Source organism: Mesorhizobium sp. M2A.F.Ca.ET.039.01.1.1, assembly GCF_003998035.1.
Lineage (GTDB): Bacteria > Pseudomonadota > Alphaproteobacteria > Rhizobiales > Rhizobiaceae > Mesorhizobium.
Genome location: NZ_RZRY01000213.1, coordinates 1 through 9,152 on the forward strand (window position 1 = coordinate 1; position 9,152 = coordinate 9,152).

The following is a 9,152-nucleotide window of genomic DNA, read 5'->3' on the forward strand; positions in this document are numbered from 1 at the left end:
GCGATCAGCTTGAGTCTGAGCCAGATGCTGAGCTCCTCGCCAGGCAGGCCGGGATTGGCGCGGCGCGGCGCCTGGTTGGTCGAGGTCTTGAAATGCTGGTTGCCGAAGCCGCCATTGCCGCCCTTGGCCAGCAGGAAGCGCTGGCCGACCACGGTCAGGTCGCAGATCAGCGTCTCATTGTCCTCTGCGAAGATCTGGGTGCCGGCCGGCACTTTCAGCGTGATGTCGGCGCCTTTGGCGCCGGTCATGTTGCGGCCCATGCCGTGCATGCCGGTCTTGGCCTTGAAATGCTGCTGGTAGCGATAGTCGATCAGCGTGTTCAGCCCGTCGACCGCTTCCGCCCAGACATCGCCGCCTCGCCCGCCGTCGCCGCCATCCGGGCCGCCGAACTCGATGAATTTCTCGCGCCGAAACGACACCGATCCGGCGCCGCCGTCGCCGGAACGAATGTAAACCTTGGCCTGATCGAGGAATTTCATCGGATTTTCAAGTTTCTGCTGATGTCCATGAGCGATTGCTCTAAGGCATGCCTTAAACCAAGGCGGAGCTAAGGGCGAGGCCCGTTTTGCGACTAAAGCGCCTGATGCCCTTGGGCCAAGGACGCGATAGCACTGTTTGCGCGCGAGACTGGGAGGCGCGGGAATGAAGATCGTTTCCTACAACATCCAATACGGCATCGGCCTTGACGGCAGATACGATGTCGGGCGCATCGCCGACGCGGTGCGCGGCGCCGATGTCATCGCGCTGCAGGAGGTGACCCGCAACAACCCGCGCAACGGCGACCGCGACATGGTGGCCGAGATCAGCGAGGCGCTGCCCGATTATTTTGCCGCCTATGGCAGCAATTTCGAGGTCAATGTCGGCTCGCGCGTGGACGCCGGCCGCGCCGTCACCCGGACCTTCCAACTCGGCAACATGGTGCTGTCGAAGACGCCCATTCATCTGTCGCGCAATCTCCTTCTGCCGCGCAGCCGCAGCCTCGAGACCATGAACTTCCAGCGTGGCGCATTGGAAGCGCTGATCGAGACGCCGCTTGGCTTCATCCGCTTCTATTCCACCCATCTCGACCATCGCAGCCCGGTCGAGCGCCAGGGTCAGATCCGTTTCCTGCGCCAGCGCCTCCTGAACTATGCGCTGGAAGGCGGCGGCCTGTCGGGCATTCCCGAGATCGGCCTGCCGGACCTGCCCTATCCGGAAGCCTTCATCGTCATGGGCGACTTCAACATGCTGCCGGGCTCGCCCGAATATGTCGAGCTCGCCGGCCGGCCGGATCATGAGTTCGGCATGCCGCTGACCGCCGATCTCGCCGTCGACGTCGCCCAGCGTCTGGCGGTCGCCGACCTCGTCACCTGGGTCGATCCTGAGCGACCCGCCGACAAGAGCCGCCACAAATGCATCGACTACATCTTCACCAGCGCCTCGCTCGCCAGATCGCTGCAGCGCCTGTGGTCCGACCGGGACGCCGTCGGTTCCGACCACCTCCCGCTCTGGGCCGAACTGGGCTGAGTCGCGGGACTCCCCCTCATCCGGCCGCTACGCGGCCACCTTCTCCCCGAGGGGAGAAGAGGTTGGCGCCGGCGCTTACCTGCTCCTCTCCCCTTGGAGACCGGTCGGATTGACCCGAATTGCCCTGGCAATTCGGTTGGCAATCCGGGTAAGGGCGCGCCGCTCAACCTTCCGAAGCACCGATCAATAGTGGATCCAGTTGCGGAGACTGTTCCATGTCTTCCTGTCGAGCCGATAGCGCTCGACCGGCACCTGGCCGGCGACGATCGAATTCAGCATGCCCTGGCCGGCATACTGGAAGCCGCATTTGTGGATCACCCGCCGCGAGGCCGGATTGATCACCCGGGTCGAGGCATGCAGCACCTGGATCGAGGTCCGCTGGAAGGCGAGGTCGACCAGCGCATGCGCGGCTTCGGTGGCGTAGCCGCGCTTCCAATAGGGCTCGCCGATCCAGTAGCCGAGCTCCAGGCCGCGGTCGGTCGTGTTCAGGCCGGCGCAGCCGACGAAAATGTCGCTCTCCCTGAGCGTCAGCGCATAGACGATGCCGGCGCGCCGCGACGCCGCCATGGCAAGGAAGGTGCGGCCCTCGGCCTCGCCATAGGGGTGCGGCATGCGGGCCAGCATTTCGGCGACATGTCGGTTGTCGGCTAGCGTGACGAGTTGCTCGAGATCGCTCTCGCGCGGGGCGCGCATGACCAGCCGCTCTGTGGCCAGCGCCGGGCAATCGATCGCGTAACTTTCGTCTTCGGTGTCTTCCGCTTCGGCAACCATTTTAGTCCTCCAGGGCAAGAAAAAATGAAAAAGGAGAGAGGGCGAGCCCATCTCTCCTGATCCTTTTCCTGGCCTGGCCAGACACCGGTTCCCGAGATGGGCGCCGGTGTTATGGTGCGGAACCGGCTACTCCGCTGCTTTGGTAATCGGGTTCACCGATACGTAGGTTCGGCCGTTGGCTTTCTTGTTGAAGGTGACTGCGCCGGCTTCGAGCGCAAAAAGGGTGTGGTCCGTTCCCATGCCAACATTGGTGCCCGGATGCCATTGCGTGCCGCGCTGACGAATGATGATGTTGCCGGCGACGACGGCTTCGCCGCCGAACTTCTTCACGCCCAGACGCTTGGAGTGCGAATCGCGACCATTGCGCGACGAACCGCCAGCTTTCTTGTGTGCCATTTGACTAACTCCGATGCGCCCTGAGGCGCTTGAATGGTCTTATGAACGCGTTCGCGTTCCGTTTCAAGTCCGTACCGGCGACGATCGTCGCCGGAAAAATTACTTCTTCGCCAGTTCCTTGGCCTGCTCGCGCCAGTCCTTGATCTGGTCGGCGCTGAACGGCATGTGCTCGTCGATCTTGGTGACATCCTTGTCGGTGAGCTTGGCGAGCTGCGCGAAGGTGATGATGCCCTGCTCGGCGAGGTCCTTCGCCGCCACCGGGCCGATGCCCTTGATCACCGTCAGGTCGTCCGGCTCGCCTTTCGGCGCCTTGAACAGCGGCGCGGCCTTGCCCTCTTCACCGGCAGCGGCCTCCGCCTTGGTTTCCTTCTTGGCCTTCGGCTCCTTCGCAGCCACCTCGGCCTTCGCCTCGGCGGCGACTTCAGCCTTCGCCTCTGCCTTGGCTTCCGGCTTCGCGGCAGCCTTCTTCGACGGCTTGGCGCCACCCAGCAGGATCTCGGCGATCCGGACGGTGGTCAAAAGCTGGCGATGGCCGATCTTGCGGCGCGAATTCTGGCGGCGGCGCTTCTTGAAAGCGATGACGGTGCGGTTCTTGCCCTGCTCGACGACTTCCGCCGTGACCATGGCGCCATCGACGAACGGCGCGCCGAAGGTGACATTCTCGCCCTCGCCATGCGCGAGCACATTGCCGATCTCGACGATATCGCCGACCTTGGCTTCGAGTTTCTCGATCTTCAGGAGATCGTTGGCGGCGACGCGATACTGCTTGCCGCCCGTTTTGATGACTGCGAACATTTTTTGCCTTTCGCTGTTCGGTCGGCCTCGATGAACCGCCTCGGGCGGTTCGGCCGTCTTTTTGTCAGTCTGCGGGTTCAAAAAACAAGCGGCGCGGAAGAGCCTCCACGCCGAATGCGGGCTGTCCCTAACCGAAGGTTGCGTTGGAGTCAAGGCAAACAGGCCTGCCCGGACGACACGCCGAGCCATGCCGGCGGCAAAGGAGGCGGGTGTGCCGTCGCCGCTGCTTTTCGTGGAAGCTGGAATTCGCTCGAATAGGGCCTTGTAACTCCAGCAGTCAGCCGTTATCTAGTGCGCCGCGCCGGCAACGGCCGACCATGACCTCGCGGAGAGGTGGCAGAGTGGTCGAATGCACCGCACTCGAAATGCGGCATACTCGCAAGGGTATCGGGGGTTCGAATCCCTCCCTCTCCGCCATTTAGCTTCCATAATAATCGTTTCCTTTCAAAAGCTTCCTTGTTGCGCTTGACCAGCGCGAAGCGAAACTTATCTTAGACTGTGTAACAAACTGTGTAACATTAGAGAAAGATAATGCGACGTTCCGCAGCGCCAAAGCCGCATAAACGTGAAGGCATCTGGTATCTCGTCCGCAGGGTGCCGAAGGAATTCGCGGCGTTTGATCGCCGCTGCCTAGTACGCATTTCCACGGGCGTCGCCGTGGCTGACGATCCCCGCGGTGTACGGGCGCGAGATGCAGTGCAAAGCCTCGGCGCGGGGCTGGAGGCGTATTGGCGTAGACTGCGGGAAGGCCAATCCGCCGAGGCGGGGCTGCGTTTCGAAGCCGCGAGGAAGCGCGCGCGGTCATTTGGATTGGCCTATCGCTCTAACGAGGAACTAGCAGCGGGGCCGCTCGACGAACTCATGGCCCGTATCAAGCTGCTCCTCGACAAAAAATCGATCGAGGACGCGCAGGACGTCTCGGCCGTCATGGGTGGGGAGAAGCGGCCAGCGGTCCGCCTGAGCGGTCTTATCAAGGAATTCGAGACGATCGAGCAACAGAACTTGCTGACCATGTCGCCTAACCAAATCAAGAAATGGCGTAACCCCAAAAAGCGCGCAGTTGCCAATCTGGTTGGAGTCATTGGCGACAAGGAGATCGCAAGCCTCACTCGGGACGACGCAATCGCGTTCCGCGAGTGGTGGCAAAAGCGGATCGTTGAGGATGGACTTGATATCGGTACGGCCAACAAGGACATCGGCCATGTTTCGAAAATGCTGCGCGTCGTCGATCTGACTCACCAGCTCAAGCTGGAGCCGGTTTTTCGAAACCTGCGTCTTTCCGGCGCCGTCCCCGGGCAACGCGCTGCGTTCACAGCGGAGTTCATTCAGGAGAAGATACTCGCTGAAGGCGCGCTCGACGGACTCAATGACGAAGCCCGCCATCTAATCTATGTGATTGCCGATACCGGACTCAGGCTTTCTGAAGCGGCAAACCTCACCACCGAAACAATCCACCTCGATCAAGAAATCCCGCATGTGCGGGTGCGCCCCAATGGCCGTCGCTTGAAGACCGGTCATTCAGCCCGTGACATTCCCTTGGTTGGCGGCGCACTTGCAGCCATCAAGCTCCATCCGGACGGCTTTCCTCGTTATCGCGACAAGGCCGCGTCACTTTCAGCGCTCGTCAACAAGGTGCTCGCCAGCAAGGAACTTCTGCCGACTTCCGAGCATAGTCTTTATAGCCTGCGACACACTTTCGAGGACCGGCTGACGGCAGTTGAGGCGCCGGAGAAGGTAATTGCTTCTCTGATGGGCCACAAATGGATCCGGCCCAAATACGGCGCGGGACCTTCGTTAGCGCAAAAGCGCGAGTGGCTTCAAAAAATCGCTTTTACCCCGCCCGGGCGAATGTGATTGCGGCGCCATCCAGGCCTTGAGAACCAACCTCACGGCTCCAGCTGTCCGAGCCATTTAGGTTGAGCGTGGCCAGCACGCGCTGCGCTCGCTCGCGATTTCCGAGCTTCCGCCGCATTTGTTCGACCTCGTATTCCAGCCTTTCGAAGGTCGGTATATAGGCATCTCCATGCCGGATGACCAAGTAGGCGGCAACAGCTAGACAGCATTCTAGCTCCGTGGCCGATGGATCGGAAAAAGGGGCGACGCCATACCAAGACGAGCAACGCCTCTCGAGGGCTTCCGAACTAGGCAAACGGCCAGCATGTGGCATGGGATACAAACCTATGCCTGATCGACGAACCTAAAGTGCTCACGAAGCTTGACCGGTACGCGGGCCATCGGAGGGTTCTGCCTAAAACCGCCAAAAATTTTGAAACACCCATTCATCCGGCTCGAATTCAAAGGGATCGGCGATTTTTGGGTTATGGCTTGCAAGCATAGTTCAGCCCAGACAAGAACGCCTGATATCTTGTCGTTCACTGTCACCCTGCCAAATATGGTGCCGGTGACAACGGCAGTTTGGCGAGCAGAAGAATTCCCGAGACTGAGACGTTCTACGGCTTGGCCCATGTTCGCGCTCCTCCTCGATTGGAGACAGGATGGGCCATATGGAAGCGAATAAAAGGAGGTTGGTGACGAGTCTCGGTAGTGGAGTAGAAACGGGTGGAAAAGCTTGCGCTATTCGCCGTCGGCGCCGCTAAGCGCATTTGAGAGAAGGGGCAACGATCGCCAAGAGATGACGTCCGATCGCAAGCCGGCTAGAAATGCGACAGTGACGCGCCTTTTTTGGCACGACCTTAGCACCCGATCGGGCCTCAGCTGGTCGTCGTTGCGCAGCCGATCGGGTGCGATTTTTATAAAGCTCTCTTGGCTTTAGCTTTGAGAGCCCGTCATCGAGACAAATGCAAGGGAACGGTCCCGCCCCCTGGGGACATTCGACATGCCGTGGCAGCTTCCTATGGTGAGCCAGCGCATTCCGATACACGTTTTCCGCGCTCTACCGTTGCTCCAGCACCTGTGCTGAGGCTGAGCGCTTGATCAGGACCCGACCGCTGCTGTTGCGGGATGGTGACTGGGTTGAGGTCGCGAAAACCTTGACCGCGGGTACGTTGTTCATCCAGATGAGCGCTGAGCCGAGAAGCAGCCAAGAACGCTTCCCGTAATCGAATCCTACGGGAACCGCGAAACCAGCGTCCAAGGGACGCAATTCTCCGACGTCGTTCACTCAAGCTCATCTCGCAACTTGAACGCTTGTATGAAGCCGCTGCATGTGCGCCGGTGGACCGGATTGCTGCTATCCAAACCACGTGCTCAGTTTCGCCCCCGTAATAACTCTACCGTCCGAAACGGCTTTCGCGCGTCAGGTCCACCCCACATGAAAGTTCCGCGAGCAGCACGGACGGAGAGGCCGGTCACAACTCCTTCGCGTGCTCTTTTACTACCGAATCAAGTGCCAAATGGAGAGGCACTGCCTTAGAGAACAGGAAGCCCTGCGCGGTTCTGCAGCCAAGCTTGTACAGAGTTTGCCGATCTGCCTCTGTTTCAACGCCCTCGGCCATGACCTCGATCCCGAGCGTCCTACCAAGGTCAATCACCGCTTTGACAAGCAGCCGATTCTCCCGGGACTTGGCTAAGCCGCGAATGAAGCCCTGATCTATTTTCACTTTCCTGATCCGACTGTCCTTGAGCGATGCCAACGTCGAAAAACCGGTGCCGAAGTCCTCGAGCGCGATAGAAATGCCAGCATGTGAAAGCTGGCCGAGCTTTTCATCCACTCTGTCCGGATCCACTGGGGCTTCTTCGGTAATCTCGATGTCGAACATCGTTGCAGGGAGGTCTTTTGCCGCCAGACCATTAAGAATCATCTCGTCAATATCGCCAGCTTCCAACTCGCGCGGTGAAACATTCATCGCCACACGAACATCACGACGGTCAGCTTTGACCAAGCCCTCGATAAGAGCGCAACAGTCGGCGAATACCGTTTGAGTTAGCAGCTGAAGCATTCCAGTTTCGCGTGCCGCTGTCATGATCTCGGGCGGAGAAATGGGACCGTGAAGCGGGTGAGACCATCTTAGCAAGGCTTCAAAACCGACGACGCTTCAGTTTCGAGTCTTACGATTGGCTGAAACCAAGCGACCAAGCTTCTCATCGTTATCGCCGAATGAAGATCGCGTTCGATTGACTGGCGGCGTTGCAGTTCCCGGGCTAGCTCGGCACCGAACAGACAAAATTCATTCCTGCCGCGGCGCTTAGCTGTGTAAAGGGCGATGTCGGCCCGCAACAACATTTCCGTCAGTCCGGGGTTTTCAGCCAAGTAGATTCCTATAGACGCTCCAATGCGGACGGATGCGATCCCAGGATAGGGGCGAGCAAGCTTGGCTATGAGATTGGACGCGAGATTGGTGGGAGAAGGAGAATTCTTTCGCGAAGAAAAAACCAGCACGAATTCATCCCCACCGATGCGGGCGAGCGTTGAGCCCTCCGGTGCTTCTTCCTCTATTCGGCGGGCGATCCTGGCAAGCAGCTCGTCACCCGTTCTGTGACCGTAGGTACCGTTGACAGATTTGAACCCGTCCAGATCAATCAGCATGGCCACAAAGGGTCCATCGGTGTTCTCAAACTGATCGATTGCATGTTCGAGGCCCCGCCTGTTGAGGAGCGCGGTAAGATGGTCCTCCCTGGAATTGCGCTCCATTTCCGCGGCAAGCCGCTCGGCTTGATGTCTCAGGCGGCTCGCGTCACGGAAGCGCGCTTGTCCAACGAACGAGGATCGAACCAGGCCGCCCTCGAAAAGCAGGACGGCAAAAGCCAGAATGTAGTTTTCCGGGGCTCCCTTCGTCAGCAAACATGCGGCGGCAATGAGGAGTGGCGGTGTGATGAAGCATATCGCTGCCGCAGCATATGAGCTGCCGTACGTGACCGCGCCAGCTGAAATGCCCGCCAGAATTATTAGATGCAGCGATGCTTGAGACGTCGTGTATCCAGCCGTTAGGATGGCAAGGAATGACCAGGTGAATCCCGCCAGAAGAGCAAGCCTGCCAAACCAGCGAAGCCGCAGCCAAACCCGTGTCAGATCATCCTGGACTCCGGGTTCCTTCAACTGATGACGGGCGAGTGCAAGGCGGGCGGCATTTATCGCATTAACGACCGAAAACCAGGCCGCGCCAGCAAGACCGTTCCCGGAAAGGGCCTGCACGGTCAAAATCAGCCCGGACAGCACAATGCTTATCGGCATTGAGACGAAAAGGCCTGCCCTCAGATCAGCGAGCTGGTCCTGAAGGATTCTCGCCTCCAGCGGATCTTCTTTTCCAAGGCTGGACGGGTCAGCTTGCTTACTCCTGCTTGTCCGCAGCCTATGCAGCCCCCCTGAAGGACGGGTTAATTCTTCAATCGGAGATCAGCGTCGGGGAGCAGGATTACTCCGGTGCATCATGCACTCTCTCCCATCGCTCGCCCAGCACGCGCAAAAATGCGACTGCTGGTGCAGTATCACCGCTGGAGCTCCGCCGATATCCCATGCCGGACAAGGGGAACATGTTGGGCAAAGCGAAGCCCCAGATGCCTTGCAAGCCGTGCCGCCAGGTGGTCTCTGGAGTAGAGTCCAATCAATATGTTCGTTGCATGGTAGAGCGGCGCCGCCGACAGGCGCAGCCGCCTTTCGTATATATGCAGCATGTCGGGGTCGCCAACATTGCGGCCGTCGCGGCACGCAGTCATGATTCCACGGGCGAGTTGCTTCTGGCTGCTGAGACCGATGTTGAATCCGTGAGCGGTCACCGGGTGCATGC

The 9,152-nt window shown here is 59.6% G+C and carries 7 protein-coding genes, 1 tRNA gene and 2 pseudogenes; 3 read left to right on the forward strand and 7 right to left on the reverse strand.

The genetic code is table 11. The annotated features are described in order from the left end of the window. A pseudogene (gene obgE, locus EOA24_RS17440) lies at window positions 1-479 on the reverse strand (GTPase ObgE); the annotation flags it as partial. 163 nt (window positions 480-642) lie between these two features. On the opposite strand from obgE, the gene EOA24_RS17445 reads away from it, so the two are divergent. After that, complete coding sequence (locus tag EOA24_RS17445; protein ID WP_126080688.1) at window positions 643-1,506, forward strand: endonuclease/exonuclease/phosphatase family protein; 864 nt, start codon at window positions 643-645, stop codon at window positions 1,504-1,506. Window positions 1,507-1,689: 183 nt separating this feature from the next. Here EOA24_RS17445 and EOA24_RS17450 read toward each other — a convergent pair whose 3' ends face one another. The 3 genes from EOA24_RS17450 to EOA24_RS17460 form a co-directional block, all read right to left on the reverse strand. Next, window positions 1,690-2,277, reverse strand: a complete 588-nt coding sequence (locus tag EOA24_RS17450) for a GNAT family protein (RefSeq protein WP_126080687.1) — start codon at window positions 2,275-2,277, stop codon at window positions 1,690-1,692. 126 nt (window positions 2,278-2,403) lie between these two features. Next, window positions 2,404-2,673: a 50S ribosomal protein L27 gene (rpmA, locus tag EOA24_RS17455; RefSeq protein ID WP_040991608.1), complete on the reverse strand. Its 270-nt coding sequence runs from the start codon at window positions 2,671-2,673 to the stop codon at window positions 2,404-2,406. Window positions 2,674-2,772: 99 nt separating this feature from the next. Then, window positions 2,773-3,468: a 50S ribosomal protein L21 gene (locus EOA24_RS17460; RefSeq protein WP_126080686.1), complete on the reverse strand. Its 696-nt coding sequence runs from the start codon at window positions 3,466-3,468 to the stop codon at window positions 2,773-2,775. Window positions 3,469-3,795: 327 nt separating this feature from the next. Between EOA24_RS17460 and EOA24_RS17465 the strand changes: the two genes are divergently transcribed. Both EOA24_RS17465 and EOA24_RS17470 read left to right on the forward strand, forming a co-directional pair. Then, a tRNA-Ser gene (locus tag EOA24_RS17465) sits at window positions 3,796-3,885 on the forward strand. Between the two features lie 114 nt (window positions 3,886-3,999). Then, complete coding sequence (locus EOA24_RS17470) at window positions 4,000-5,322, forward strand: integrase (protein WP_126057794.1); 1,323 nt, start codon at window positions 4,000-4,002, stop codon at window positions 5,320-5,322. Between the two features lie 1,454 nt (window positions 5,323-6,776). Here the strand turns inward: EOA24_RS17470 and EOA24_RS43085 are convergent. The 3 genes and pseudogenes from EOA24_RS43085 to EOA24_RS42415 all read right to left on the reverse strand — a co-directional run. Further along, entirely contained in the window at window positions 6,777-7,442 is a 666-nt protein-coding gene (locus tag EOA24_RS43085; RefSeq protein ID WP_245454739.1) for an EAL domain-containing protein, read from the reverse strand. Next, the gene (locus EOA24_RS43090) at window positions 7,436-8,584 is read right to left on the reverse strand and encodes a GGDEF domain-containing protein (protein ID WP_245454738.1); all 1,149 of its coding nucleotides are present in this window, start codon (window positions 8,582-8,584) and stop codon (window positions 7,436-7,438) included. The genes EOA24_RS43085 and EOA24_RS43090 overlap by 7 nt, the downstream gene beginning before the upstream one ends. Window positions 8,585-8,853: 269 nt before the next feature. Further along, a pseudogene (locus EOA24_RS42415) lies at window positions 8,854-9,152 on the reverse strand (FAD-dependent hydroxylase); the annotation flags it as partial.

Coding starts and splice junctions, on each gene's coding strand:
- EOA24_RS17450 (WP_126080687.1), bottom strand. CDS start 2,277: ATGGTTGCCGAAGCGGAAGACACCGAAGACGAAAGTTACGCGATCGAT.
- rpmA (WP_040991608.1), bottom strand. CDS start 2,673: ATGGCACACAAGAAAGCTGGCGGTTCGTCGCGCAATGGTCGCGATTCG.
- EOA24_RS17445 (WP_126080688.1), top strand. CDS start 643: ATGAAGATCGTTTCCTACAACATCCAATACGGCATCGGCCTTGACGGC.
- EOA24_RS17470 (WP_126057794.1), top strand. CDS start 4,000: ATGCGACGTTCCGCAGCGCCAAAGCCGCATAAACGTGAAGGCATCTGG.
- EOA24_RS17460 (WP_126080686.1), bottom strand. CDS start 3,468: ATGTTCGCAGTCATCAAAACGGGCGGCAAGCAGTATCGCGTCGCCGCC.